Raw genomic sequence first — 23,604 nt, forward strand, 5'->3', positions numbered from 1 at the left:
CGTTGGACGGAGCGGCGGGGCCAGCACGCATCGCGGCGGATGCGTGCACGATTACCGATACAAACGGCCGCGGCAGGGGTCAAACCGGCCGCGACACAAAAACGTTGCGCACTGCGTAACGGCGAGCCGGCCGAGGCGCCGACAAAAGGCGCCACGCCGGCCACGCCCGCTTACTGCGGGCCCATCTTCCTGATCAGCACGTCGAGTTCCGCCGCTTCTTCGTCGGTGAGGTCGACGAGCGGCGCGCGCACGGGGCCCGCGTCGTGGCCGACGAGCTTCGCGCCCGCCTTCACGATGCTGACCGCATAACCCGCGCGGCGATTGCGGATCTTCAGGTACGGCAGGAAGAAATCGTCGATCAGGCGGCCGACCGTCGCGTGGTCGTCCTTCGCGATCGCTTCGTAGAATTCCATCGCCGTCTTCGGGATGAAGTTGAACACGGCCGACGAGTACACCGGCACGCCGAGCGCCTTGTACGCGGCCGCATAGACTTCGGCCGTCGGCAGGCCGCCGAGGTACGCGAACCGGTCGCCGAGGCGGCGGCGGATCGTGACCATGCTTTCGATTTCGCCGACGCCGTCCTTGAAGCCGATGAGGTTCGGGCAACGGTCGGCGAGGCGCTCGAGCATGTCGGCGTTCAGCTTCGAATTCGCGCGGTTGTACACCACGACGCCGATCTTCAGCGCGCGGCACACCTGCTCGACGTGGTCGGCGATCCCTTCCTGGCTCGCTTCGGTCAGGTAATGCGGCATCAGCAGCACGCCGCTCGCGCCGAGGCGTTCGGCTTCCTGCGCATATTCGATCGCGACGCGTGTCGCGCCGCCCGCGCCGGCGAGGATCGGCACCTTGCCCTTGCAGGTTTCCGTCGCGACGCGGATCACGTCCGAATATTCGCGCTGCGTGAGCGAGAAGAATTCACCGGTGCCGCCGGCCGCGAACAGCGCGCTCGCGCCATACGGCGCCAGCCATTCGAGGCGCTCGGCATAGGTGGTCGGGCGGAAGTTGCCGTCGGCGTCGAAGTCGGTCAACGGAAACGACAGCAGGCCGTGGGAAATGATTTGTTTGAGTTCTTGCGGTGAAGTCATGGTTGGGTCGTCCGTCTAGCGCGAGTGCTGGGTTCGTCGGGAACGGCATACGGGCCACATTGGCGATGTCGTTGTATGTCATCGTACAACGCGGGGAAAGGTGGCGCAAGCGGTTTGCTGGTCGGTCGATAGTAGGGTCTTTCCGGATAAGGGTTTACGCAGAATCCCCGGTTGGGGTTGAATGTCGTATGATGACTAACGATATGACCGGTTGCTTCCAGGAAATTCCGATGACTGCTTCCCCTCTCTACATCCGCGTGCATCCGGACGACAACGTCGCGATCGTCGTCAACGACGGCGGCCTGCGCGAAGGCGCGACGTTCGCCGACGGGCTGACGCTGCGCGAAGGCGTGCCGCAGGGGCACAAGGTCGCGTTGGCCGACCTCGCGGCCGGCGACCCGATCGTCCGCTACAACGTGGTGATCGGCTATGCGCTGACCGACCTGCGGCGCGGCAGCTGGGTCAATGAGCGCACGATGCGCATGCCTGAGCCGCCGGGGCTCGACGACCTGCCGCTCGCGACGCGTGCCGCGCCGCCGATGGCGCCGCTCGAAGGCTATACGTTCGAGGGCTTCCGCAATGCCGACGGCTCGGTCGGCACGCGCAACATCCTCGCGATCACGACGACCGTGCAGTGCGTGTCGGGCGTCGTCGAGCATGCGGTGAAGCGGATCAAGGCCGAGCTGCTGCCGCGCTATCCGAACGTCGACGACGTGGTCGGGCTCGAGCATACGTACGGCTGCGGCGTCGCGATCGATGCGCCCGACGCCGACATCCCGATCCGCACGCTGCGCAACATCAGCCTGAACCCGAACTTCGGCGGCGAGGTGATGACCGTGAGCCTCGGCTGCGAGAAGCTGCAGCCCGAGCGCCTGCTGCCGCCCGGCACGATTCCGGTGGCCGCCGACGGCGCGACCGATAACGGCGGTGTCGTGTGCCTGCAGGACGCCGCGCACGTCGGCTTCAACTCGATGATCGACTCGATCATGACGATGGCCGAATCGCATCTCGAGCGGCTGAACCGCCGCCGCCGCGAGACGTGCCCCGCGTCGGATCTCGTCGTCGGCGTGCAGTGCGGCGGCAGCGACGCGTTCTCGGGGCTCACCGCGAACCCGGCCGTCGGCTTCGCGGCCGACCTGCTCGTGCGCGCGGGCGCGACGATCATGTTCTCCGAGGTGACGGAAGTGCGCGACGGCGTGGCGCAGCTCACGTCGCGCGCGGCGAACGAGGATATTGCACGCGAGATCATCCGCGAGATGGACTGGTACGACCGCTACCTGCAGCGCGGCCGCGTCGACCGCAGCGCGAACACGACGCCCGGCAACAAGAAGGGCGGCCTGTCGAACATCGTCGAGAAGGCGATGGGTTCGATCGTGAAGTCGGGCAGCGCGCCGATCGCCGGCGTCGTGCGCCCGGGCGATCGCGCGCGGCAGAAGGGGCTGCTGTACGCTGCGACGCCCGCGAGCGACTTCATCTGCGGCACGCTGCAGCTCGCGGCGGGGATGAACCTGCACGTGTTCACGACCGGCCGCGGCACACCGTACGGCCTCGCGCAGGTGCCGGTGATCAAGGTCGCGACGCGCAGCGATCTCGCGCGCCGCTGGCACGACCTGATGGATCTCGACGCCGGGCAGATCGCGACCGGCGCGGCCACGATCGAGGACGTGGGCTGGGAACTGTTCCGGCTGATGCTCGACGTCGCGAGCGGCAAGCGCCGCACGTGGGCCGAGCAATGGAAGCTCGCGAATGCGCTGACGCTGTTCAATCCGGCGCCGGTGACCTGACGCGCGCGGTGGTGACGGCAGACGATGCGGGCGCCTTCTGGCGCCCGTTTTCGCTGTGGCGGCGGGCTCGCGATGCGGCGCATGCGTGTCGCACGCGGCCGGCACGAATTCCTTACCTCGCACGTAATCGACCGCCCGCGCGAGGCCGGCGACGATAGCTGCACGCGGACACGAAACGTTCGCGACATCGTCCCCTCATCGACACAAGGAGCCTCGCAATGAACACCGCCCAATCCGCCCAGTCTGCTCAAGCCGACCTGATCGACCGCTACTTCGACGCATGGAACGAACCCGACGTCGCGCGCCGCCGCGCGCTGATCGATGCAACCTACGCGAGCGATGCGACCTATCGCGATCCGCTGATGGCCGGCGACGGCCACGCGGGCATCGACACGATGATCGCGGCCGTGCAGGAGCGCTTTCCCGCATACCGCTTCCGCCGCACGACCGACGTCGACGCGTTCGGCCAGCATCTGCGGTTCTCGTGGGCGCTCGTGTCGCCCGACGGCGCGGCGATCGTGAAGGGCTCGGACTTCGGCACCGTCGACGCGTCGGGCCGTCTCGCCTCGGTCACGGGTTTCATCGACGAAATGCCCGTCGCGGCGTCGTGAAGCGAGCGATACCTGCCCGGCGGCGACAGGGATCGGGTAACTTATGCGTTCATTCCCGATCCTGGAGACAAGCCGACATGCTGAAGAATCTCGACCCGCTGCTGCACGCCGACATCCTGCACACGCTGCGCGCGATGGGCCACGGTGACGAAATCGCGATCTGCGACGCGAATTTTCCGGCGGAATCCGTCGCGGAGCACACGGTGGTCGGCCGCGCGCTGCGGATCGACGGCGCCGATTCGGCGCGCGTCGCGCGTGCGGTGCTGTCCGTGCTGCCGCTCGACACGTACGTCGACACGCCCGCATGGCGGATGGAAGTCGTCGGCGACGCGGCTGCGGTGCCGCCCGTGCAGCGCGAGGTGCAGGCCGAGATCGACCGCGCGGAAGGGCGCGCGGTGCCGCTCACGGGTGTCGAGCGTTTCGCGTTCTACGAGCGCGCGCAGCAGGCGTATGCGGTCATCGTCACCGGCGAACTGCGCGGTTACGGCTGCTTCATCTTCAAGAAAGGCGTGCTGTTGAGCGACGCGGGCTAAACGCTTTTTTCGTGCCGCCGCAAGCGGGCCGCGCGACCGCTGCCGTGTAAAGATTTGCTACAACCTTTTTCTTGGACACGGCCGAAAGACCCTCTATGCTGGCCCATTTGCCGCAGGCCCAGCAGGGCCGCGCGGCCCCCGAGCTTCACGGGCGCGCCCCGTGCGGCCGGCCGAACTGCATACGAGGAGAGAGGCATGACGCGTTCCGTCGATTCCGGCGTCATTTTTTTCGCACGCCTGGCGCTGGCGGCGTTGTTCCTGTGGGGCGGCGTGATGAAACTGCTCGGCTACGGCGATTTCGTCGGTTACCTGCATGGGTTGAACGTGCCGTATCCGCAGGTCGTCGCGCCGATCGTCGTCGCGATCGAGGGGCTCGGCGGCCTGCTGCTGATCGTCGGCTACAAGGTGAAGCCGCTGGCGCTGCTGATGGCGTTCTATACGGTCGCGACCGCGATGGTCGGGCACAATTTCTGGGACGCGACGGACGCCGCGGTCCAGCACGACATGGTGATCCATTTCTGGAAGAACATTTCGATCGCCGGCGGTTTCCTGCTGCTGTTCGTCACCGGCGCCGGCGGCGCGAGCATCGACGGCCTGCGTCGGCCGAGTTCGTCGTACGGCGGCCTGCGCTGACCTCGCGCGCGTCGTTGCGCTGAAGCAAAACAAAAGGGCCGAATCCCGCGGGATTCGGCCCTTTGCGCATGGAACGGGCGCGTGCGCCAGCGTTCAGTGCGCGTCCTTCACGTCCTTCGCATCCTTCGAGAACTGCACGGCGATCGCGCCGAGCACGCAGATCGCCGCGACGTACACCACCGGCGCGAGCGGATTCGACTTCATCATCAGCGACACGATCACCGGCGTGAGGCCGCCGAAGATTGCATACGCGACGTTGTACGAGAACGAGATGCCCGAGAAGCGCACGACGGCCGGGAAGCTCTTGACCATCACGAACGGCACCGCGCCGATCGTGCCGACCATGAAGCCCGCGATCCCGTAGTAGAGCGGCAGCGTCGACGCGTCGGCCGCGACCTGCACGAACAGCAGGTAGTAGCACGCGGCCAGCCCGATGCCGCCGATGCCGAGCACGCGCTTCGCGCCGATCCAGCCCGCGAGCGAACCCGCGGTGATGCAGCCGGCCGTCAGGCACAGCGTCGCGACGCTGTTCGCGAACAGCGTCGTCGCGGGCGTCAGGTGGAACTGCTTTTGCAGCAGCGTGGGCGTCATCAGGATCACGACGACGATCGCGGCCGACAGCATCCACGTGAGCAGCATCGACACGATCACCGCGCGGCCGTGGTCGCGCAGCACGGCCTTCAGCGGAATCTCGGCCGCGAGCGCCTTCTTCGCCTTCATCTCGGCGAACACCGGCGTTTCATGCAGCCAGCGGCGCAGGTACACGGAGAACAGCCCGAACACGCCGCCGAGCAGGAACGGGATGCGCCATGCGAAAGCACCGACTTCGGCGCTCGAGTAACGGCTGTTGATGCCGGCGGCGACCAGCGAGCCGAGCAGGATGCCGGCCGTGAGGCCCGCGGTCAGCGTGCCGCACGCATAACCGATATGGCGCGACGGCACATGCTCGGACACGAACACCCACGCGCCCGGCACTTCGCCGCCGACCGCCGCGCCCTGCAGCACGCGGAACAGCAGCAGCAACACCGGCGCGAGGATGCCGATCGAGTCGTAGGTCGGCAGCAGGCCCATCAGCAGCGTCGGCACGGACATCATCAGCACGCTCAGCGTGAACATCCGCTTGCGGCCGAACAGGTCGCCGAAGTGCGCCATAATCACGCCGCCGAGCGGGCGCGCGAGATAGCCGGCCGCGAAGATGCCGAACGTCTGCAACTGGCGCAGCCAGTCGGGAATGTCGTGCGGGAAGAACAGTTGTCCTATCGCCGGTGCGAAGAACACGAAGATGATGAAGTCGTAGAACTCGAGGGCGCCGCCGAGTGCGGCGAGGCCAAGGGTCTTGTAGTCGCTGCGCGTGAGCGCGCGTTCGGCGGCGCGAGGCACGCCGCTCAATTCGGAAGCTTGCATGGTCAGGACGATCGGTTTTCGAATGTAGTTGTCGGTGCTGCGTCTCCAGGACCCGCTATCGGCATGGACTGACAAGGCGCGGCTTGCGTCGTCGAAGCGTGCCGGGTGCCGGATAGGGCACGAAACACGCATCGCCGCACCGGGATGGGGCGCGGCGCAGACGAAGCGTCAAAGCGGGTGGGGGGATTCTACAGGAGCGCGAAATGCGCGAGCGCGGGTGCGCGCCGAAGAGGGCTTCGAACGTCCGGCCGAAGCGTGCGCGGCGCGGGCGGCCGGTGAGCCGCTTCCCGCGCCGCACGGGGCAGGGTCTAGTGCAGTGTTCGGCGCTAATCGGCACTTATGAGCCGCGCCTTCGCGCCCGTGGCGGCGTTGCAAATCCTCGCGATGCCACTGGGCATCGCTGCGGTTTGCGCCTTGCCACGAACGCGAATCCGCAGGCCCATAAGCACCGCTTAGCACCGAACACTACACTAGCGTATCAGTTGCCGGCGATCGTATCGACCGGCTTGAACGCGCCGTGCTCGACCTTGTAGATCGTGACCGGCGCATCCTTCAGGTCGCCCTTCGTGTCGTACGCGATGCCGGGGGCCGACACGCCCTTGACCGACACCTTGCCGAGATACGGCGTGTACACCTTCGGGTCGGTCGAGTTCGCGTCCTTCATCGCGGTGAGCAGCGCGATCGTGCCGTCATACGAGTACGGCGAGTACGTGATCACGTCTTCGTTGAAGCGCGCCTTGTAGCGTGCCGCGTAGCCGGCGAAGCCCGGCATCTTTTCCTTCGGCAGCCCGCCCATGTAGACGATCGCGCCTTCGGCCGCTTCGCCGCCGACCTTCAGGAACGTCGGCGAGCGCGACATCTCGCCCGTCACGAACGCCGCCTTCATCCCGAGCTGGCGCATCTTGCGGATCATCGGCGACGATTGCGCGTCGCCGCCGCCGTAGAAGACCGCGTCGGGATTGACGCCCTTCAGGTTGGTCAGGATCGCCGAGAAATCGAGCGCCTTGTCGTTCGTGAAGTCGCGCTTGACGATCGTGCCGCCCGCCGCCTCCACGGCCTTCGCGAATTCGTCGGCGATGCCCTGGCCGTAGGCCGTGCGGTCGTCGATGATCGCGATGCGCTTGAAGCGCAGCGTCTTCACCGCGTACGTGCCGACGATGCGGCCCGCCTGCGCGTCGCTCGTCAGCAGCCGGTAGGTCGTCTTGTAGCCGCGCGCCGTGTATTGCGGCGACGTCGCCATCGAGATCTGCGGCAGTCCGGCGCGATCGTACAGGTCGGACGCCGGAATGCTGGTGCCCGAGTTGAAGTGGCCGATGATCCCGCGGACGTTGTCGTCGATCAGCCGCTGCGCGACGGTCGTGCCCGTGCGCGGGTCGGCCTGGTCGTCCTGCGAGTCGAGCTGGAACGTGACGGGCTTGCCGCCGATCGTCGGACGCGTCGCGTTGAAGTCGGCGATCGCGAGCTGCACGCCCTTCTGCATGTCCGTGCCGTAGTTCGACTGCGGGCCGGTCAGCGGTGCGGCGAAACCGATCTTGACGACGTCGGCGGCGATGGCGTGCGTGCCCGACAGTGCGCAGGCGGCAGCCAGCGCGACGTGCGATACCTTCAGCTTCACTTTCACTTCCCCTTGATGGCGTGGTTGGGCCGCCGCCGGCTAGCGGGCCGGCGCCGGTAAACCGGGCGAGACGGTTCGGTCGGCCGGCCGATGCGCAGGCCGTACCTGCTCGCTGCGTGCAGCGCGGGCTGTGCCGGAATCGGCGTGCGCTGCGGGTGATGCGGCAGGGCCGTGCGCGCCGATTGCTGCAGCGGCGCGGGGTCGTCTCGTGACCGTGAAGCGAAGTCTAGATAGCGAAAATGCGCGCGTCTTGCGCGTTCGGTGCGCGGCCGGCGACGATATCGGCATATCGTCGATAACCCTGATATATGCCGAAATCGTCATGTCGAATGCGCAATCGCGCCAAGACGCTGCCCGTCCGCATTTTTAGGATGGTGGATCCGGGCGCGCAGTGCCGGTGCGCCAATGCGGCAGGTCGGCATCGGCACATGCGTGACTGCATGCGGCGGCGCAAGCGGATTCGCGGCCGGCCGCCGTACCCGCGACGCGGTAGTTGCGCGCGCAACGTCTGTCGCTTGCCGATGCCGGCCGATCGGCGGCGCGATGCGACGGCTGCCGCCAGCTTGCCCGCCCCCGCGATCGGCGCGACGCGATTGAAGGGGCGCTCCTATAATCGACGCCATCTGCCACTCGCTTCGCGGATGCCGGGATGACGACCTTGCTTGCCGTACCGCCCATGAGCCTGTCCGACACGTTGCGCTACCAGCCCGACAACGCCGATTTCGGCGCGATGCTCGCGCACTTCCGCCTGCTCGAACCGGTGTTCGATGCGCTGCCGGACGTCGCGTTCTTCGTGAAGGATGCGAGCGGCCGCTACGCGCTCGTCAACCGCACGCTGGCGATGCGCTGCGGCTACAAGGACAAGCGCGACCTGCTCGGCAAGACGACCGACGAAGTGTTTCCGCGCCGCTTCGGCCGCAGCTATTTCGAGCAGGACATGGCGACGATCAACGCCGGCCAGCAACTGATGGACCAGCTCGAGCTGCACCTGTATCCGGGGCGCCAGCCGGGCTGGTGCCTGACTTGCAAGGAGCCGCTGCGCGACGCCGCGGGCAAGGTGGTCGGCCTCGCGGGCATCTCGCGCGACCTGAAGGCGCACGAGGGGTCGCATCCGGCCTACAGCAAGCTCGCCGACGTGGTCCAGCACATCCAGGATCACTACGTGCAGCCGCTGAACCTGAAGCATCTCGCGCAGATGGCCGGGATGTCGGTCGCGCAGCTCGAACGCTACTTCCACAAGGTGTTCCACCTGACGCCGCGCCAGGTGCTGCTGAAGACGCGGCTCGATGCGGCCACCGCGCTGCTCGTCACGCACGACAAGGTGACCGACGTCGCGGCGCTATGCGGCTATACGGATCACAGCGCGTTCACGCGCCAGTTCAAGGCGACGGTCGGCGTGACGCCGACGGAATACCGGTTGATGCTGCAGGAGCGGGCGGGGTGACGCGAGACGCCGGAAGGGCCGGCGCGTCGCAGGGATCGGGGCAATGCGGGAAGCGGGGAAAACGGCGGCTCAGCGGTAGCCGAGCCCTTTCAGGACGGCCGTGCCGTCTTCGGTCAGCCGGAAGCTCGGGGCTGTATCGGGATCGAGCTTGACCATCTCGACGAGACCGGCTTCCTGCAGCGCCGGCAATTCGGCTTTGGCGTTCGCGCCGATCGGCGCATGCAGCAGCACGAGCAGCGTCGCGATTTCGTGATGACTGAGCAGGCGGCGCAGCATCGTCTTCTTTGCAGGGGGCGCGGCCTGGCGGCCCGCGGGTGCTTCTACGGCGCTCATCGCTTTCCTCCTTTTCGAGATAACCATCGGGTACTGGTTGCGGATGGTGCCGTCGAAGACTTAAGCGATTCTTAAAACGGTGGTGTGCGACGGGATGCTGCGTTGCGGTACGGGTTACCGTATGTAACGTCATACGGAGCGCGGCTCCCGGCCGGGTCGCGGTCAGCCGCGCGGGCTGGTGCTCGGCCGCTCGATTCGCCACGATGGTGCACGCGGGATGCGTGCCCTTTGAGGCGGACGCGGGCCGCGACGTGATCCGGCCCCAGACTCCCGATTCGCGTCCTTCCGTTATTTCCTGCGCTGCGCCTGCGCGGCGAGCCGCACGGCCGCGTTCGTCGCGCCGTAGCCGTCGTATCCGCCGCGCCGCTCGACGATCTCGAGCGAGAAGCGGTTGTCGACCAGTTCCGTATACGCGTGCAGGAATTCGCCGCCGTGCTCGTCGCGGTCGTACAGCAGGTGGTGCGCGCTCAGCGTGTCGATCAGTTCGTCCGGCAGCGCGTAGCGCGCGGCGAGATCGTCGTAGTAGTTCGGCGGAATGCGCAGGAACGGCACGCCGTCGGCTGCGAACGCGGCGATTGTCTTCACGATGTCGTCGGTGCGGAACGCGACGTGGTTCAGCCCGGTGCCGTGGTAACGATCGAGCGATTCGGCGACGGCCGTATGACGGTCGACCGACGCGTTCAGCGCGATCCGCACCGAGCCGTCGGCGCTGCGCACCGCGCGGCTGCGCATCAGCCCGTACGGATCGGGCACGAGCCAGCTGCGCTCGGCCTCGAAGCCGAACGCCGTCTTGAAGAACAGGATCCATGTGTCGAGCGCGTCGGCCGGCAGCGCGAGGCACACATGGTCGATGCCCGTCAGCGGGCCGACTTCGGTCGGGCCGTCGATGTCGGTCAGCACGAAGTCCGATTCATACAGCGTCGGCGCGTTCGGCGCTTCGTCGACGAAATACTCGAGGCTGCCGTCCGGCGCCTGCACGCTCGGCAGCACGCGCTCGTTCGGCCCGACGCGGCCGGAGAACGGTGCGTAGCCGAAGCCGGCCGCGCGTTCGAACGCCACTTTCGCGTCGTCGACGCGAAACGCCGACGCGCACAGCGACAGCCCGTGCTGCTGGAAGAACACATCGGCGAACGAATCGCGCTCCGCGTTCAGCACGATCGACGCGGCGCCGTGCTGGAACAGCGTCACATCCTTCGAGCGATGCCGGCCGGCGAGCCGGAAGCGCATCTTGCCGAGCCATTCGCCGACGGTCGCTGCCGCCTGCGCGTCGACCGCGAATTCGATGAACTGGAACCCGACGTGCGCGGGCGGCGCCGGCGGCGCGAAGAGCGGCTGGCTGGCGGCCGGCGCACGGCCGTCCTGTGCAAGCCGCGCGCGTGTCAGTTCTTCCAGATAGAGCAGCGAGCGATGGCCGTCGGCGGCCGTGATCGCCGTCGGCGCCGCGCGGAAGCCGTCGTTGAAGATCTCGAGCGACAGCGGCCCGGTGTAGCCCGATTCGATCACGCGCGCGGTGAAGCGCGCGAGGTCGAAGTCGCCCTGGCCGGGGAACGAGCGGAAGTGGCGGCTCCATTCGAGCACGTCCATCGCGAGTTTCGGCGCATCGGCGATCTGCACGAACGCGATCCGGTCGCCGGGAATCTCGGCGATCGCATCCGGCGAATCGTCGAGCGACAGCGTGTGGAAGCTGTCGAGCGCGAGGCCGAGATGCGGACTGTTCACGGCATTCACGAGTTTCCACGCATGGCCGTACCGGTTCACGACGCGGCCCCACGCAAGCGCTTCGTACGCGGCGACCACGCCGGCTTCCCGCGCGGCTTCGGCGAGCGCGCCGAGCTGGTCGACCAGCAGCGCGTCGTCCGCGATCGTGTCGGGCGACACGCTGCTGCACACCAGGATGCGGTCGGTGCCGAGCGCGTGCATCACGTCGAACTTGCGGCGGATGCGATCGAGATTGCGGGCGAGCTGGGCCGGGCTCACGCCCTCGAAGTCGCGAAACGGCTGGAACAGCACGATGTCGAGGCCGAGATCGGCAGCCATGCGCCGGACGTCGGCCGGCGATCCGTCGAAGTAGACGAGGTCGTTTTCGAAGATTTCGACACCGTCGAAGCCTGCGGCCTGGACGGCGGCGAGCTTCTCGGCGAGCGTGCCGGACAGTGACACGGTGGCGATCGAGCGCTGCATGGGCGAATCCTGCGGGTGAGCGGGGCATGGCGTTGGTCGAACCGGCCCTGAATGAACCAGTCGTTGAGTTCCGGGCGCGCGCCATATCCCGAATTTACTGGGTAAGTGACATGAATTATACAAACTAACTAGGTGGTACAAACTAGCGAAAACCCGAAAAGACATTGCGCTTGCGCAAGCGCACACTAGCGCCGAATCTTGACGTCAGGGGGCGAAGTCGGCTAGCGATTCGCCCCCGTTTTAGGAGCAGAATCACCATGAGCAAGCACAAGGTGCTGGTGCTGAACGGCCCGAACCTGAATCTGCTGGGGACACGCGAGCCCCATATCTACGGCGCGGAAACGCTCGCCGACGTCGAGCAGCGCTGCCGCGCGGCGGCCGACGGGCTCGGGCTGGAGATCGACTTCCGCCAGTCGAACGCCGAGCACCAGTTGATCGACTGGCTGCATGCGGCGCGTCACGACACGCACGGCATCGTGATCAACCCGGCCGCCTATACGCATACGTCTGTGGCATTGGCCGATGCGCTGTCCGCGATCGCGAAGCCGGTGATCGAAGTGCATATCTCGAACGTGCATCGCCGCGAGGCGTTCCGCCACCATTCCTATGTGTCGGCGGTCGCCGAAGCCGTGATCTGCGGCTGCGGCACCGAAGGCTACGTGTTCGCGCTGCAGCGTCTGTCGACGCTGTTTGCGCAGGGAGCCGCGCGATGAGCCGCCCGTCGTTTCTGATCGGCCTGATCGGCCAGGGCATCGGCGGTTCGCTGTCGCCCGCGATGCACGAGGAAGAAGGATTCCAGCAGGGCTTCGGCTATGTCTACCGGCGCATCGATCTCGACGTGCTCGGCGTGACCGCCGACGCGCTGCCGCAACTGCTCGATGCCGCGCAGCGGATGGGCTACAACGGCCTCAACATCACGCACCCGTGCAAGCAGCGCGTGATCGAACACCTTGATGAACTGTCGGACGATGCCCGCGCGCTCGGTGCGGTGAACACCGTGCTGTTCAAGGACGGCAAGCGGATCGGCCACAACACCGACTGGTCGGGCTTCGCGAAATCGTTCCGCCGCGGGCTGCCCGGCGCGTCGCTCGAACGCGTCGTCCAGCTCGGCGCGGGCGGCGCGGGCGCGGCCGTGGCCCATGCGGCGCTGCAGATGGGCGCGGCCGAACTGACGATTTTCGATGTCGACGGCGCGCGCGCCACCGCGCTCGCGGGCGAGCTGCAGCAGCGCTTCCCGGCCGCGCGGGTTGTGCCGGGCGGCGTTCCGTCCGGCGACGATCTCGCGGCCGCGATGCGCGCCGCGACGGGCCTGATCCACGCGACGCCGACCGGCATGACCAAGCACCCGGGCCTGCCGCTGCCGGCCGAGCTGCTCCACGTGGGCATGTGGGTGGCCGACATCGTGTATTTCCCGCTCGAAACCGAGTTGATCCGCGCCGCGCGCGCGGCCGGCTGCGCCACGCTGCCAGGTGGCGGGATGGCCGTCTACCAGGCCGTCGACGCGTTCGAGCTCTTCACCGGACGCACGCCCGACCCCGAGCGAATGTTCGATCACTTTCAGTCGCTCGTCGCGCGCTGACCCCCTTATAGAAAGAGAGACCAGGAGACGACCATGCAGCACACCACCCATACGAGTGCCGCGCCGGCGCAGGCGGCCGGCACGGTCCGGCGCACCTCGGCGCGCTACAAGATTCTCGCGCTGCTCGCAATCGGCACGATGATCAACTACCTCGACCGCACCGTGCTGGGGGTGGCTGCGCCGCAGCTCACCAAGGAGCTCGGCATCAACGCGGCCGTGATGGGCATCATGTTCTCCGCGTTCTCGTGGACGTACGTCGCGATGCAGGTGCCCGGCGGCCTGTTCCTCGACCGCTTCGGCAGCAAGATCACCTATTACTGGTCGATGACGCTGTGGTCGCTGTGCACGCTCCTGCAGGGCTTCGTGCCGGGCATCGCGACGCTGCTCGCATGCCGGCTCGGCCTTGGCGTGACGGAGGCGCCGTGCTTCCCGACCAACAGCCGCGTCGTCGCGACGTGGTTCCCGCAGAACGAGCGCGCGATGGCGACGGGCACCTATACCGTCGGCGAGTACATCGGCCTCGCGTTCTTCAGCCCCGTGCTGTTCGCGCTGATGGGCGCGTTCGGCTGGCGCTCGCTGTTCTGGGTCGTCGGTGCGGTCGGCATTGCCTTCGGCCTCGTCTGGTGGAAGTTCTACCACGAGCCGCGCAACCATCCGGGCGCGAATGCGGCGGAACTGGCCTATATCGAGGCCGGCGGCGGCCTCGTGCACGCCGCGCGCAAGGCCGGCGACAAGGACGGCAAGGCCGCGCAGACGAAGTTCAGCTGGTCGATGGCCGGCAAATTGCTGAAGAAGCGCCAGCTCGCGGGCATCTGCCTCGGCCAGTTCGCCGGCAACTCGACGCTCGTGTTCTTCCTGACCTGGTTCCCGACCTATCTCGCGACAGAGCGCCACATGGGCTGGCTGAAGATCGGCTTCTTCGCGATCATGCCGTTCATCGCCGCGTCGGTCGGCGTGATGTTCGGCGGGATCTTCTCCGACTGGCTGCTGCGCCGCGGCAAGTCCGCGAACCTCGCGCGCAAGCTGCCGATCATCGCCGGCCTGCTGCTCGCGTCGACGATCATTCTCGCGAACTACGTGCAAAGCAACGAAGCCGTGATCGCGATCATGTCGGTCGCGTTCTTCGCGCAGGGGATGGCCGCGCTCGGCTGGACGCTCGTGTCCGACATCGCGCCGGACGGCCTGCTCGGCGTGACCGGCGGCATCTTCAACTTCGCGGCGAATCTGGCCGGCATCATCACGCCGCTCGTCGTCGGCTTCATCGTTGCGTCGACCGGCTCGTTCGTCGGCGCGCTCGTGTTCATCGGCGTGATCGCGCTGGTCGGCGCGCTGTCGTACATCTTCGTCGTCGGCGACATCAAGCGGATCGAGCTGTAAGCACCAACTCCACGCACATCACGTGTGTTCGCCCGGCGGCCGGTTGGCCGCCGGGCTTTTTTGTTGGTGCGCCGGCTGATGCGCCGGCTTGTGTCCCGGCGCGCGTGTCGCGTTATGCGCGCTGCACGGCGATTCCGAGCGATTCGACCGCCTGCGCGATCGCCGCGACCGCGCGCCGGATATCGTCGGCATCGATCGCGCCGATGCAGCCGACGCGGAACGTCTCGAGCTGCGTGAGCTTGCCCGGATACAGGATGAAGCCCGCGTCGCGCACAGCGTCGTAGAAGCGGCGGAAATCGTAGGCCGGATGGTCGGGCGCGTGGAACGTGACGATCACGGGCGCCTGCACGCTCGCGTCGAGGAACGGCACGAAGCCGAGCGCGCGCATCGATTCGACCAGCGTCCGGCAGTTCTCCGCATAGCGCGCGCCGCGCGCCGGCTGGCCGCCTTCGGCGAGGTACTGGTCGAGCGCGGCGCGCAGCGCGGCGATCACGTGCGTCGGCGGCGTGAAGCGCCACTGGCCGGTTTTGCGCAGGTATGAATATTGATCGTGGAGATCGAGCGCGAGCGACCGCGAGTTGCCTTCGCTCGCATCGAGCGTGTCGCGCCGCACGATCGCGAAACCCATCCCCGGCACGCCTTCGAGGCATTTGCCGCTCGCCGAGATCAGTGCATCGATGCCGCTGTCCGCCAGCGCGATCGGCAGCGCGCCGAACGAACTCATCGCATCGACGATCAGCCGCTTGCCGTGGCGCCGGCACGCGGCCGCGATTGCGTCCAGCGGATTCAGGATGCCGGCGCTCGTCTCCAGGTGCACGAGCGCGACGTGCGTGATGCGCGGCTCGCGTGCGAACGCGGCCTCGACCGCGGCCGCGTCGACGGCCGCGTCCTCGCCGAACGGCAACGCGATCGCGTCGATGCCGAGCCGGCCGAGGATCTTCAGGATGCGCGCGCAATACGCGCCGTTGTCGGGCACGAGCACGACGCCGTCGCGCGGCACCAGCGTGCCGAGCGCGGCCTCGACCGAGAACGTGCCGCTGCCCTGCATCGGCACGCACACGTAGTCGTCGTCGCCGCGCGCGATCGCGACGAGGTCCGTGCAGACGCTGGCCGTCAGCTGGTTGAAAGCAGTGTCCCACGACCCCCAGTCATGTTGCATTGCGTGGCGGGTTGTGGCGGACGTGGTGAGCGGGCCGGGCGTGAGAAGGATCGGATCTGGCATGGTTTTTCTCCAGCAAAGGGCGAACGAAACGCCGGGCGGCATTTCCGGATGACTTGCATGATATTGGCAAAATGTGTCATTTTTTGGAAATTGTGGCACTCGTCACGGGTTTGTCATTGAACGCTGTGATCCTTCGGTTGCCGCGCGAAACCAACCGCAGCGCGGCGGCGAGGCGGGCCGCTTATCGGCCTGCCCGGAGATAACAGGCCTTGCATGGGACCGGAGGAAGCGCGGAAGCGCCGACGCCGGCCGACCGCTTTGCATGGGGCCAGAGTAAGCGCTGAAGCGCTAACTCTGGCCGACAGCGCCGGACATGCCCCGGCCGTTTGGTGTTCCGCCTACGGAGAAGTGAGATGACACTGCAGAATTCCTCGCGCGCCGCTGCCGGCGCGTTCCGCAAGCTCGCGCTGGCCGCCTGCGCCGCCGGTCTGCTGCAAGGTGCCGCGCTGCCGGCGCATGCGGCGAACGCGGTCGTGCTGTATACGGCGGACGGTCTCGAGAACCTCTATCGCGATGTGCTGCCGGCCTTCGAGAAGAAGGAAGGCGTCAAGGTCAACATCGTGACGGCGGGTAGCGGCGAGGTCGTCAACCGCGCGAACATCGAGAAGAATTCCCCGAAGGCCGACGTGATCGTCACGCTGCCGCCGTTCATTCAGCAGGCCGGCCAGATGGGCCTGCTGCAGGCGTACCAGAGCGTGAATTACAAGAACGTGCCGGCGATAGCGAAGGCCGAGGACGGCACGTGGGCGACCTTCGTGAACAACTACTTCTCGTTCGCGATCAACCCGGACGTCGTGAAGAACCAGCCGAAGACGTTCGCCGACCTGCTGTCGCCGAGCTATGCCGGCAAGGTCGCGTACTCGAACCCGGCCACGGCCGGCGACGGGATGGCCGTGCTGATCCTGACGACCTCGCTGATGGGCGAGGACAAGGCGTTCGACTACCTCGCGAAGCTGTCGCAGAGCGTGAAGTTCCACACGAAGGGCACGGGCTACCTGAACGTGCTGCTGTCGCGTAACGAGATCAGCGTCGCGAACGGCGATCTGCAGATGGACCTCGACGATGCCGAACACGGCGCGCTGTCCGTCAAGCCGATCTTCCTGGCCGCGAAGGACGGCGACCAGCCGACCACGTTCCAGCTCCCGTACGGCATCGGCCTGATCAAGAGCAGCCCGAACCAGGACGCCGGCAAGAAGCTGATCGACTACCTGATGTCGACGGAAGTGCAGTCGAAGGTGCCGGACATGTACGGCATCCCGGGCCGCACGGACGTGCCGCTGGCAGGCAAGAACGGTGAAGCGGTCAAGAAGGCGATCGCGGGCGTGAAGCTGATCCCGGTCGACTGGGCCCAGGTGATGGCGAAGAAGCCGGTGTGGATCGAGCGCTGGAAGAAGGACGTGATCGGCAGCTCGGGCAAGCAGCTCGACGTCGTCAAGCCGAAGTGATCGGCGCACGCCGCCTGTATCAGCGAGCAAGAGGATGAACCCGGTGGAAACCACCCTGACCCATCCCGGCGCATTCGGCGCCGCCGAACCGCACGCGACGCTGCGGTCCGGCGCGCCGGGCGGCGTGCAGATCCAGCACCTGAGCGTGCGCTACGGCGCACGCACGGTGCTGGAAGATCTGTCGCTGTCGATCGGCGCCGGTGAATTTCTGACCGTGCTCGGCAAGAGCGGCTGCGGCAAGACCACGCTGCTGCGCTTCATCGCCGGGTTCGTGAAGGCCGACGGCCTGACCGGCACGCTGACCGTTGCCGGACGCGACCTGACCTATGCGCCGCCGCACAAGCGCAATCTCGGTCTGCTGTTCCAGAATTACGCGCTGTTCCCGCACCTGTCGGTGTTCGAGAACGTCGCATTCGGGCTGCGCGCGCGCGGGATGGCGTCGTCGGAAGTGACGCGACGCGTCGCCGACGCGCTGAAGCTCGTGCAGCTCGGCGATGCGGGCCACCACCTGCCCGCGCAGCTTTCGGGCGGGATGCAGCAGCGCGTCGCGCTGGCCCGCGCGCTCGTGATCGAGCCGGACGTGCTGCTGCTCGACGAGCCGCTGTCGGCGCTCGACGCCAACCTGCGCGCGTCGGTGCGCAGCGAACTGAAGGCGCTGCACGAGCGCCTGCCGAACCTGACCGTCGTCTGCGTGACGCACGACCGCGACGACGCGCTCGTGCTGTCCGACCGCGCGCTGTTGCTGCGCGACGGCCGCATCGCGCAGCTCGGCACGCCGCAGCAGCTGTACGACGCGCCGCGGGACGGCTACGTCGCGCGCTATCTCGGCCCGGCGAACCTGCTGCCGCCGCACGTGATTTTCCCGCTCGGCGATCCGCGTCACGAAGTGCGCGACAAGGTCGCGTGCGTGCGCCCCGAGCGCCTGACCGTGATGCCGCTCGCGGCCGGTGGCCTGCACGGCACGGTGTCGTCCGTCGAATGGCAGGGCGCGGACCTGTCGATCGCGGTCGTGATCGACGCGGCGCCCGACGAGCCCGTGCGCGTCACGATGCAACGCGGCCGCGGCGCGGCTCCCGAGCGCGGTGCGCGCGTTTCCCTGCATTGCGAGGCAGACGATGTCGTCCTTATCGAGCCCTGAAGCGGGCCTGTCGCCGCACGTGCTCGCGTCGGCCGCCGCGCACGCTGCCGTCGCGCGGCGCCGCAAGCGCATGGGCGACCTGCACCTGGCCGCGCTCGCGGTCGTCGTGCTGGGCCCGCTCGTCGTCTATCCGCTGGTGCGGCTCGTACTGCTGAGCGTATCGGGCGATCACGGGCTGAGTTTTGCCGCATACCGGACCTTCTTCGGCAACCCCGACACGCGCAACGTGCTGTTGACGACGCTCGGCGTGCTGTTCGCGAGCGCCGGCACCGCATCGGTGTTCGGCGTGCTGCTGGCCGCGCTGCTGTTCTTCAAGCCGTTTCCGGGCGCATCGCTCGTCACGCGCTTCCTGGAACTGTACGTCGCGTTTCCGTCGTTCCTCGTCGCGTTCACGCTGATCTTCCTGTACGGCTCGCAAGGGTCGATCGGCATCGCGCTGCAGCACCTGTTCCATCTCGAGAATCCCCCGCTCGATTTCCTGTTCGGCATCGGCGGCGTGATTCTCGCGCAGACCGTGTTCTATACGCCGTTCGTCGTGCGGCCGACGCTCGCGTCGTTTGCGACGCTCGACCTGCGGCTGATCGAAGCCGCGCGCAGCCTCGGTGCGCCCGGCTGGATGCTCGCGCGCCGCGTCGTGCTGCCGATCGCATGGCCGGGCATCGCCGCCGGCACCGTGCTGTGTTTCCTGCTGACGCTGAACGAATTCGGGATTCTGCTCGTGCTCGGCAGCGCGCGGCTCGTGACGCTGCCGGTCGCGATCTACAGCAGCGCGACCGTCGATCTCGACCTGCCGACCGCGTCGGCCGGCGCGGTCGTGATGCTTGCGCTGTCGCTGGCGCTGTATACGGTTTATCGCCGGGTGAACCGGCGTGCGACGGGAGGGAACGATGTCCGCTGAATTCCGTATCGGGCAGGCCGTGCCGCGCCACCGGATCGGCTGGAGCGACGCGCTGCTCAAGCATGCGTCGCGCGCCGCGCTTGCGCTGGCCGCGTTCGCATGCTTCTGGCTGTTCGTGTTGCCCGTCATCGTCGTCGCGCTGTCGAGCGTGGCGACGCGATGGTCGGGCACGATCTTGCCGGCCGGCTACAGCCTGCGCTGGTTCGAGCGGCTCGGCTCGCCGGAATACGATGCGCTGCTGACGAGCCTCGAAATCGGCTTCGGCGTGTCGGCGATCGGCACGATCCTCGGGCTGTGGCTTGCGCTTGCGCTCGAAGGGCGCGACCGGCGCGGCCTCGGCGCGGTCGTCGACGCGCTCGTGATGGTGCCGAACGGCGTGCCGAGCGTCGTGCTCGGGCTTGCGGTGCTGATCGCGTATCACCAGAAGCCGGTCGACCTGTCGAGCTCAGCGGCGATCGTCGTGCTCGTGCAGCTCGCGCTGATTTTGCCGTTCTGCTATCGCTGCGCGGCCGCCGCGCTGCGTCCGGAGCTGACCGTGCTGCGCGAAGCTGCGGCGAGCCTCGGTGCGCCACCAGCGATGGTGCTGCGCCGCGTGCTGCTGCCGCAACTCGTGCCGGCGCTGCGCGCGAGCCTCGCGCTCGGCTTCGCGCTGTCGCTCGGCGAGCTCGGCGCCACACTGACGGTTTATCCGCCCGGCTTCGCGACCGTGCCGATCGTCGTGATCGGCCAGGTCGAGCGTGGTTATTACCTTCCGGCATCGGCGCTGTCGCTGCTGATGCTCGGCGCGTCGCTCGCGGCGCTGCTGCTGATCGCCGCGCGTGTGCCGCGCGGCACGCGGGCGGCATCATGAACGCCGCGTTCGCATTGCGCCGTCCCGATGAAGCGTCGGCGGCCGGCGTATCGCCGGATCTCGCGGGACGCTCGGTCGACGTCAACGGCCGGTGCTACCGGCTGCCGGTCGAGCCGACCGTCGTCGTCTGTGTCGACGGCTGCGAGTACGACTATCTCGAACGTGCGGTGGAAGCGGGCGTCGCGCCGTTCATTGGCCGGATGATCGCGGAAGGCACGGCGTGGCGCGCCGATTGTGTCGTGCCGACCTTCACCAACCCGAACAACCTGTCGATCGTCTGCGGCGTGCCGCCGTCGGTCCACGGGATCTGCGGCAACTATTTCTGGGACGCGACCGCCGACGGCGGGCGCGGCGCCGAAGTGATGATGAACGACCCGGCCTATCTGCGGGCCGGCACGCTGCTCGCGGCGGCGTCCGACGCCGGCGCGCGGGTGGCCGTCGTGACGGCGAAGGACAAGCTGCGCCGGTTGCTCGGCTGGCAGCTGAACGGCATCTGCTTTTCCGCCGAGAAGGCCGCGCAGGCGAATCTCGCGGAAAACGGCATCGCCGACGTGCTCGACTGGGTCGGCCTTCCGTCGCCGGATGTCTACAGCGCGGCGTTGTCCGAGTTCGTGTTCGCGGCCGGCGTGCGGCTCGCGCAGACGCGGCAGGTCGACCTGATGTACCTGTCGACCACCGACTACGTGCAGCACAAGTGCGAGCCGGGCAGCGCCGGCGCGAACGCGTTCTACGCGATGATGGACGGTTACCTCGCGCAGCTCGACGCGCTCGGCTGGGCGATCGCGCTCACGGCCGACCACGGGATGAACGCGAAGCACGATCCCACGACCGGCCGCCCGAACGTGATTTATCTGCAGGATGCGTTCGACGGCTGGTACGGCGCGCAGGCCGCGCGCGTGATCCTGCCGATCACGGATCCGTACGTCGTGCACCACGGCGCGCTGGGCTCGTTTGCAACCATCTACCTGACGCCAGGCGTCGACCGGGCCGAGGCGATGTGGCGCGTCGGCGGCCTCGACGGCGTCGAGCTCGTGCTCGACAACGCGGAAGCCGCCGCACGCTTCGAGCTGCCGGCCGACCGGATCGGCGATCTCGTCGTGATCGGCCGTCGCGACATGACGCTCGGTACGCGCGAGCGCGAACACGACCTGTCGGGCCTCACGGTGCCGCTGCGTTCGCATGGCGGCGTGTCGGAACAGGAGGTGCCGCTGCTGTTCAATCGCCGTATCGAGCGGGACGATCCCGCGCGTCGCCCGCGCAACTTCGACGTGTTCGATTTCGTGCTGAACCGGATCGCGACATGATGGCCCACCCCCGGCAAGACCATCCCGAGTTTCGCGCCGAGGCGCTGCGCTGGTGCGGCACGCGCGCGACACGCGAGCGCACCTTCGATATCGACGATCCTTATACGGGCGCGCGGGTCGGTACCGCGCCGCTCGCCAGCGTCGACGACGTGCGCGCAGCGTTCGATTACGCGATGGCCTACCGGCCGAAGCTCACGCGCTACGAGCGTTCGCAGATCCTCGAACGCGCGGCCGCGCTGCTGCGCGAGCGCACCGAGGAAGCGTCCGACCTGATCACGCTCGAATCCGGGCTGTCGAAACAGGATTCCCGCTACGAGATCGGCCGCGTTGCCGACGTGCTGAAGTTCGCGGCGGTCGAGGCGCTGCGTGACGACGCGCAAAGTTTCTCGTGCGACCTGACGCCCCACGGCAAGGCGCGGCGCGTGTTCTCGCAGCGGCAGCCGCTCGACGGCGTGATCGTCGCGATCACGCCGTTCAATCATCCGATGAACCAGGTTGCGCACAAGATCGCGCCGGCGATCGCGACCAACAACCGCGTGATCGTGAAGCCGTCGGAGAAGGTGCCGCTGTCGGCGTTCTATCTGGCCGATCTGCTGTATGAGGCCGGACTGCCGGGGCCGATGCTGCAGGTGCTGACCGGCGATCCGCGCGAGATCGCGGACGAACTCGTTACGCATCCGCATGCATCGCTGATCACCTTCACCGGCGGCGTTGCGATCGGCAAGGCGATTGTCGCGCGGGCCGGCTACCGGCGCATCGTGCTGGAGCTGGGCGGCAACGACCCGCTGATCGTTCTCGAAGACGCCGATCTCGAACGTGCGGCATCGCTGGCGGTGCTCGGTTCGTACCGGAATTCGGGCCAGCGCTGCACGGCCGTCAAGCGGATGCTGGTGCAGCGCTCGATCGCGCCCGCGTTCACCGAGCTGCTCGTCGAGAAGACGCGCGCGTGGAAGTACGGCGATCCGTTCGATCCGGCGAACGAAATGGGCACGGTGATCGACGAGGCGGCGGCGCGGCTGTTCGAGGCGCGGGTCGACGAGGCGGTTGCGCAGGGTGCGCGCCTGCTGACCGGCAACGTGCGGCGCGGCGCGCTGTATGCGCCGACCGTGCTCGACAACGTCGATCCGTTGATGACGATCGTGCGCGAGGAGACCTTCGGTCCCGTATCGCCCGTCATCACGTTCGACACGATCGACGACGCGATCCGGATCAGCAACGGAACCGCGTTCGGGCTGTCGTCGGGCGTCTGTACGGACAGCACGGCGGCTGTCGTGCGGTTCGTGAACGAGCTGAACGTCGGCACCGTGAATGTATGGGAAGTGCCCGGATACCGGATCGAGTTGTCGCCGTTCGGCGGGATCAAGGATTCGGGGCTCGGTTACAAGGAAGGTGTTCAGGAGGCGATGAAGAGCTTCACGAACCTGAAGACGTTTTCGCTGCCTTGGGAGTGAGCGAATGGCATTGACGGTGGAAGATATCCACGGGCTGTATCGCGAGCACGGCCATGTGGCCTATAGCGGAGAGCCCGTCACGCAGCTCGAGCATGCGTTGCAGAGCGGATTGCTGGCGGAAGAAGCGGGGGCTGACGAAGCGCTGGTTGCGGCGGCGTTCCTGCACGATCTCGGGCATCTGCTGAATCGCCAGGGCGAGACGCCGAGCGCGCGCGGGATCGACGATCTGCATCAGTATTACGTGCTGCCGTTTCTGCGACCGCTGTTTTCCGACGCGGTGCTGGAACCGATCCGGCTGCACGTCGATGCGAAGCGCTGTCTGTGCCGCGCGGACGCCGGCTACTTCGAGAGCCTGTCGCCGGACTCGGTGCGCAGCCTCGCGCTGCAGGGCGGCATCTTCAGCGAAGAGGAGACGGGGGCGTTCCTGCGGCGTCCGTTTGCGGAGGACGCGCTGCGCCTGCGCCGCTGGGACGATACGGCGAAGGAAGCAGGGAAGGTGACGCCGGATCTCGATCACTATATGGAGATCGTCGCACGGCAGGTGCGCGAGGCCTGACCGTTTCGTTGCTTCTATATATGGCCCCGCACGCGGCAGCGTGCGGGGTCATATATTTTTTGCGAAACCCCTTGCGCGATCGACGCGGGGTGCATAGAATCACGCCTCTTTCGCGCTAACGGAAACGCGGCGCGGGAGAGGGAAGCGAAGTCGGTGGTGTG

General features: G+C 67.4%; 21 protein-coding genes. 15 read left to right on the forward strand and 6 right to left on the reverse strand.

What is annotated here, in order from left to right:
* Positions 1-170: 170 nt before the first annotated feature.
* Entirely contained in the window at positions 171-1,085 is a 915-nt protein-coding gene (gene kdgD, locus KVT39_RS30480) for a 5-dehydro-4-deoxyglucarate dehydratase (protein ID WP_034181775.1), read from the reverse strand.
* A gap of 230 nt (positions 1,086-1,315) precedes the next feature.
* Here kdgD and garD point away from each other — a divergent pair, with 230 nt between their 5' ends.
* The 4 genes from garD to KVT39_RS30500 all read left to right on the forward strand — a co-directional run bounded on the left by garD (position 1,316) and on the right by KVT39_RS30500 (position 4,646).
* The gene (gene garD, locus KVT39_RS30485; protein WP_034181839.1) at positions 1,316-2,869 is read left to right on the forward strand and encodes a galactarate dehydratase; all 1,554 of its coding nucleotides are present in this window, start codon (positions 1,316-1,318) and stop codon (positions 2,867-2,869) included.
* Between the two features lie 218 nt (positions 2,870-3,087).
* Complete coding sequence (locus tag KVT39_RS30490) at positions 3,088-3,480, forward strand: nuclear transport factor 2 family protein (RefSeq protein ID WP_105391026.1); 393 nt, start codon at positions 3,088-3,090, stop codon at positions 3,478-3,480.
* A 77-nt stretch (positions 3,481-3,557) separates the two neighbouring features.
* On the forward strand, positions 3,558-4,013 hold the full coding sequence (locus KVT39_RS30495; RefSeq protein WP_034181777.1) for an RbsD/FucU family protein: 456 nt from the start codon (positions 3,558-3,560) through the stop codon (positions 4,011-4,013).
* A gap of 195 nt (positions 4,014-4,208) precedes the next feature.
* Positions 4,209-4,646: a DoxX family protein gene (locus KVT39_RS30500; protein WP_034181778.1), complete on the forward strand. Its 438-nt coding sequence runs from the start codon at positions 4,209-4,211 to the stop codon at positions 4,644-4,646.
* A gap of 93 nt (positions 4,647-4,739) precedes the next feature.
* On the opposite strand, the gene KVT39_RS30505 is transcribed toward KVT39_RS30500, so the two are convergent.
* Positions 4,740-6,050, reverse strand: coding sequence for an MFS transporter (locus tag KVT39_RS30505; protein WP_217590873.1), 1,311 nt, complete (start codon positions 6,048-6,050; stop codon positions 4,740-4,742).
* Positions 6,051-6,528: 478 nt separating this feature from the next.
* Positions 6,529-7,665 (reverse strand): branched-chain amino acid ABC transporter substrate-binding protein, encoded by a 1,137-nt coding sequence (locus KVT39_RS30510; protein ID WP_217590874.1) that lies wholly within the window; start codon positions 7,663-7,665, stop codon positions 6,529-6,531.
* 649 nt (positions 7,666-8,314) lie between these two features.
* On the opposite strand from KVT39_RS30510, the gene KVT39_RS30515 reads away from it, so the two are divergent.
* A complete protein-coding gene (locus KVT39_RS30515; RefSeq protein WP_034181780.1) occupies positions 8,315-9,109 on the forward strand; it encodes an AraC family transcriptional regulator in 795 nt (264 codons plus the stop codon).
* A 69-nt stretch (positions 9,110-9,178) separates the two neighbouring features.
* Here KVT39_RS30515 and KVT39_RS30520 read toward each other — a convergent pair whose 3' ends face one another.
* Together KVT39_RS30520 and KVT39_RS30525 are read right to left on the reverse strand one after the other, a co-directional pair.
* A complete protein-coding gene (locus KVT39_RS30520; protein WP_034181781.1) occupies positions 9,179-9,442 on the reverse strand; it encodes a hypothetical protein in 264 nt (87 codons plus the stop codon).
* Between the two features lie 288 nt (positions 9,443-9,730).
* On the reverse strand, positions 9,731-11,623 hold the full coding sequence (locus tag KVT39_RS30525; protein WP_175749526.1) for a bifunctional sugar phosphate isomerase/epimerase/4-hydroxyphenylpyruvate dioxygenase family protein: 1,893 nt from the start codon (positions 11,621-11,623) through the stop codon (positions 9,731-9,733).
* A 257-nt stretch (positions 11,624-11,880) separates the two neighbouring features.
* On the opposite strand from KVT39_RS30525, the gene aroQ reads away from it, so the two are divergent.
* Genes aroQ through KVT39_RS30540 form a run of 3 tightly spaced genes read left to right on the forward strand, consistent with a single transcriptional unit; the run spans position 11,881 to position 14,579 of the window.
* Entirely contained in the window at positions 11,881-12,336 is a 456-nt protein-coding gene (aroQ, locus tag KVT39_RS30530; protein WP_034181783.1) for a type II 3-dehydroquinate dehydratase, read from the forward strand.
* A complete protein-coding gene (locus tag KVT39_RS30535; RefSeq protein WP_105393616.1) occupies positions 12,333-13,202 on the forward strand; it encodes a shikimate dehydrogenase in 870 nt (289 codons plus the stop codon). Before aroQ ends, KVT39_RS30535 begins: the two co-directional genes overlap by 4 nt.
* A gap of 33 nt (positions 13,203-13,235) precedes the next feature.
* Positions 13,236-14,579 (forward strand): MFS transporter, encoded by a 1,344-nt coding sequence (locus KVT39_RS30540; protein WP_217590875.1) that lies wholly within the window; start codon positions 13,236-13,238, stop codon positions 14,577-14,579.
* 112 nt (positions 14,580-14,691) lie between these two features.
* Here the strand turns inward: KVT39_RS30540 and KVT39_RS30545 are convergent, their stop codons facing one another.
* A complete protein-coding gene (locus KVT39_RS30545) occupies positions 14,692-15,801 on the reverse strand; it encodes a 2-aminoethylphosphonate--pyruvate transaminase (protein ID WP_217590876.1) in 1,110 nt (369 codons plus the stop codon).
* A gap of 353 nt (positions 15,802-16,154) precedes the next feature.
* Here KVT39_RS30545 and phnS point away from each other — a divergent pair, with 353 nt between their 5' ends.
* From phnS to KVT39_RS30580, 7 genes are read left to right on the forward strand one after another with little or no spacing between them, the layout of a single operon-like run.
* Positions 16,155-17,246, forward strand: coding sequence for a 2-aminoethylphosphonate ABC transporter substrate-binding protein (gene phnS / locus KVT39_RS30550; RefSeq protein WP_217590877.1), 1,092 nt, complete (start codon positions 16,155-16,157; stop codon positions 17,244-17,246).
* 34 nt (positions 17,247-17,280) lie between these two features.
* Entirely contained in the window at positions 17,281-18,384 is a 1,104-nt protein-coding gene (gene phnT, locus KVT39_RS30555) for a 2-aminoethylphosphonate ABC transport system ATP-binding subunit PhnT (protein WP_105393620.1), read from the forward strand.
* On the forward strand, positions 18,362-19,282 hold the full coding sequence (gene phnU / locus KVT39_RS30560) for a 2-aminoethylphosphonate ABC transporter permease subunit (protein ID WP_034181789.1): 921 nt from the start codon (positions 18,362-18,364) through the stop codon (positions 19,280-19,282). The genes phnT and phnU overlap by 23 nt, the downstream gene beginning before the upstream one ends.
* Positions 19,272-20,132 carry a 2-aminoethylphosphonate ABC transport system, membrane component PhnV gene (gene phnV / locus KVT39_RS30565; RefSeq protein ID WP_217590878.1) on the forward strand — a complete coding sequence of 287 codons (861 nt, stop codon included), beginning with the start codon at positions 19,272-19,274 and terminating at the stop codon, positions 20,130-20,132. The genes phnU and phnV overlap by 11 nt, the downstream gene beginning before the upstream one ends.
* Positions 20,129-21,436 (forward strand): phosphonoacetate hydrolase, encoded by a 1,308-nt coding sequence (gene phnA / locus KVT39_RS30570; protein ID WP_165948159.1) that lies wholly within the window; start codon positions 20,129-20,131, stop codon positions 21,434-21,436. Before phnV ends, phnA begins: the two co-directional genes overlap by 4 nt.
* The gene (gene phnY, locus KVT39_RS30575; protein WP_217590879.1) at positions 21,433-22,887 is read left to right on the forward strand and encodes a phosphonoacetaldehyde dehydrogenase; all 1,455 of its coding nucleotides are present in this window, start codon (positions 21,433-21,435) and stop codon (positions 22,885-22,887) included. The genes phnA and phnY overlap by 4 nt, the downstream gene beginning before the upstream one ends.
* A 4-nt stretch (positions 22,888-22,891) precedes the next feature.
* Positions 22,892-23,443 carry a phosphonate degradation HD-domain oxygenase gene (locus KVT39_RS30580; RefSeq protein ID WP_217590880.1) on the forward strand — a complete coding sequence of 184 codons (552 nt, stop codon included), beginning with the start codon at positions 22,892-22,894 and terminating at the stop codon, positions 23,441-23,443.
* Positions 23,444-23,604: the final 161 nt, after the last annotated feature.

Origin of the sequence: Burkholderia sp. GbtcB21 (assembly GCF_019091065.1) — a bacterium.
GTDB classification, from domain to species: domain Bacteria; phylum Pseudomonadota; class Gammaproteobacteria; order Burkholderiales; family Burkholderiaceae; genus Burkholderia; species Burkholderia pyrrocinia_C.

Coding starts and splice junctions, on each gene's coding strand:
- KVT39_RS30495 (WP_034181777.1), top strand. CDS start 3,558: ATGCTGAAGAATCTCGACCCGCTGCTGCACGCCGACATCCTGCACACG.
- aroQ (WP_034181783.1), top strand. CDS start 11,881: ATGAGCAAGCACAAGGTGCTGGTGCTGAACGGCCCGAACCTGAATCTG.
- garD (WP_034181839.1), top strand. CDS start 1,316: ATGACTGCTTCCCCTCTCTACATCCGCGTGCATCCGGACGACAACGTC.
- phnT (WP_105393620.1), top strand. CDS start 17,281: ATGAACCCGGTGGAAACCACCCTGACCCATCCCGGCGCATTCGGCGCC.
- KVT39_RS30490 (WP_105391026.1), top strand. CDS start 3,088: ATGAACACCGCCCAATCCGCCCAGTCTGCTCAAGCCGACCTGATCGAC.
- phnU (WP_034181789.1), top strand. CDS start 18,362: ATGTCGTCCTTATCGAGCCCTGAAGCGGGCCTGTCGCCGCACGTGCTC.
- KVT39_RS30500 (WP_034181778.1), top strand. CDS start 4,209: ATGACGCGTTCCGTCGATTCCGGCGTCATTTTTTTCGCACGCCTGGCG.
- KVT39_RS30520 (WP_034181781.1), bottom strand. CDS start 9,442: ATGAGCGCCGTAGAAGCACCCGCGGGCCGCCAGGCCGCGCCCCCTGCA.
- phnS (WP_217590877.1), top strand. CDS start 16,155: ATGACACTGCAGAATTCCTCGCGCGCCGCTGCCGGCGCGTTCCGCAAG.
- kdgD (WP_034181775.1), bottom strand. CDS start 1,085: ATGACTTCACCGCAAGAACTCAAACAAATCATTTCCCACGGCCTGCTG.
- KVT39_RS30545 (WP_217590876.1), bottom strand. CDS start 15,801: ATGCCAGATCCGATCCTTCTCACGCCCGGCCCGCTCACCACGTCCGCC.
- KVT39_RS30515 (WP_034181780.1), top strand. CDS start 8,315: ATGACGACCTTGCTTGCCGTACCGCCCATGAGCCTGTCCGACACGTTG.
- KVT39_RS30525 (WP_175749526.1), bottom strand. CDS start 11,623: ATGCAGCGCTCGATCGCCACCGTGTCACTGTCCGGCACGCTCGCCGAG.
- phnV (WP_217590878.1), top strand. CDS start 19,272: ATGTCCGCTGAATTCCGTATCGGGCAGGCCGTGCCGCGCCACCGGATC.
- phnA (WP_165948159.1), top strand. CDS start 20,129: ATGAACGCCGCGTTCGCATTGCGCCGTCCCGATGAAGCGTCGGCGGCC.
- KVT39_RS30580 (WP_217590880.1), top strand. CDS start 22,892: ATGGCATTGACGGTGGAAGATATCCACGGGCTGTATCGCGAGCACGGC.
- KVT39_RS30505 (WP_217590873.1), bottom strand. CDS start 6,050: ATGCAAGCTTCCGAATTGAGCGGCGTGCCTCGCGCCGCCGAACGCGCG.
- KVT39_RS30535 (WP_105393616.1), top strand. CDS start 12,333: ATGAGCCGCCCGTCGTTTCTGATCGGCCTGATCGGCCAGGGCATCGGC.
- phnY (WP_217590879.1), top strand. CDS start 21,433: ATGATGGCCCACCCCCGGCAAGACCATCCCGAGTTTCGCGCCGAGGCG.
- KVT39_RS30540 (WP_217590875.1), top strand. CDS start 13,236: ATGCAGCACACCACCCATACGAGTGCCGCGCCGGCGCAGGCGGCCGGC.